Source organism: Streptomyces sp. adm13(2018), from assembly GCF_008042145.1.
Lineage (GTDB): Bacteria > Actinomycetota > Actinomycetes > Streptomycetales > Streptomycetaceae > Streptomyces.
On record NZ_RDBH01000047.1, the window covers coordinates 1 to 1,980 of the forward strand.

Below are 1,980 nucleotides of genomic sequence, written 5' to 3' on the forward strand. Positions count from 1 at the left end.
CTTCACCGAGCCCGGCTACCCCGAGTGGTACGTCGACTCCGTGATGGTGCACGAGCTGGCCCACCAGTGGTTCGGCGACAGCGTCTCGCCGCGGACCTGGTCCGACCTCTGGCTCAACGAGGGACCTGCCCGCGGTCTCCTCGGCGTACAGCGCCTCGTACCAGCTGGCGTGTCCCTCGTTGAGCCAGAGGTCGGACCAGGTCCGCGGCGAGACGCTGTCGCCGAACCACTGGTGGGCCAGCTCGTGCACCATCACGGAGTCGACGTACCACTCGGGGTAGCCGGGCTCGGTGAAGAGGCGGCGCTCGAAGAGCGAGAGGGTCTGGGTCTCCAGCTCGAAGCCCGTGGTGGCGTCGGCGACGAGCACCCCGTACGTCTCGAAGGGGTACGGGCCGACCTGCCGCTCCATCCACTCCAGGTGGCCGGGGGTCCTGCGGAGCCAGGGCTCCAGGAGCTGCCGGTCGGCGGTGCGCACCACGTCCCGGACCGGGAGGCCGTGCGGGCCCGCCCGGTGCACGACCGTGGAGCGGCCGATGGACACCTGGGCGAGTTCGGTGGCCATGGGGTGGGCGGTGCGGTACGTCCAGGTCGTGCTGTCCCCGCGGGTGACCCGGCCGGTCGGCAGGCCGTTGGCGACAGCGGTGAGGCCGCTGGGGGCGGTGACGCGGAAGGTGAAGTACGCCTTGTCCGAGGGGTGGTCGTTGGACGGGAAGACCCGGTGGGCGGCGTCGGCCTGGTTGGCCATGGCGAGGCCGTCGCCGGTACGGACCCAGCCGCCGGTGTCGGCGGGGCCGCCGGGGTCGCTGGTGTGCGTCACGGTGATCGTGACGGACTCGCCCTCGTCGATCGGCACGGCGGGGGTGACGACCAGGTCCTCGCCGGTGGTGGCGTAGGTGGCGGCGAGTCCGTCGACGGTGACGGCGGAGACCGTGCCGTGGGTGAAGTCGAGGTTGAGCCGCTCCAGGTCGTCGGTGGCGAGGGCGTCGATCCGGGTCACGGCGGCCAGCGGAGCGGTGTTGACCCCGGGGTAGGTGAGGTCGACGGTGTACGCGAGGACGTCGTAGCCGGGGTTGCCGAGGTGGGGGAAGAGCGGGTCCCCGATGCCGAGCGGCTCCGGGGCGGGCAGCGCGGCGGCGACGAGACCGGCCGAGGCGGCGACCAGGACGGCGGAGCGGAGCCACCGCGCGCGGGGCAGGGGCGTACGGACGAGCGGCATGGGCCAGGCCTTTCCGGAGGACTGGCCCTACGGCTACCAGGGCCGCGCCCGCTCCCCGGGGCGGCGCGCYCGCCCGCCACTCGAAGGGAGGGGTACCGTCTCCCCCGGCGGTCAGCCCCCGGCGGTCAGGCCTGGCGGGGGTCCGGGGAGCCGCGGCGGGCGCGGCTCACGTCGTAGACGCCGGGGACGTCCCGCATGGCCCGCATGAGGGCGGCGAGGCGGGCGACGTCCGGCAGGTGGAGGGTGTACGTGTGGCGGACCCGCTGCTCGCTGGGCGGTTCGACGGTCGCGGAGACGACGGCGGCCCCGGCGACGGCGATGGCCTCGGTGAGGTCGGCGAGGAGACCGGGCCGCCCGAAGGACTCCGCGACGAGGGTGACCCGGCCCTGCGCGGTGTCGCCCCAGCGGACGGCGACGGGTTCGCGGCCGTGGCGGCGCATGGTGTCGACGGCGGCGCAGCCGTTCCGGTGGACGGTGACGGATCCGCCGCGGACCCGGAACCCGGTGATCTTGTCCGGGGGTACGGGGGTGCAGCAGCCCGCCGGGCGGACGGAGGCGCGGGGCTCGCCCTCCAGGTCGGCGTGGAGTTCCGCGCCGGAGCGGTGGTCGGCGGTGACCCCGGACGGCGTGCGGCGCGGTGGTCTCCGGATGGGCGCGGAGCCAGCCGGTGATCGCGATGCGGGCCGCGGGGGTACGGGCGTGGTCGAGCCACTCGGGGGACGGCCCGGACACGGTGTCCTGGGCGAGGCCGCCCACGCCTGTCA

2 pseudogenes are annotated in these 1,980 nt (G+C 75.0%); both read right to left on the minus strand.

What is annotated here, in order from left to right:
• Positions 1-118 precede the first annotated feature (118 nt).
• Positions 119-1,216: pseudogene (locus tag EAO70_RS03945) on the minus strand (M1 family metallopeptidase); the annotation flags it as partial.
• A gap of 125 nt (positions 1,217-1,341) precedes the next feature.
• Positions 1,342-1,980: pseudogene (locus EAO70_RS03950) on the minus strand (ACT domain-containing protein); the annotation flags it as partial.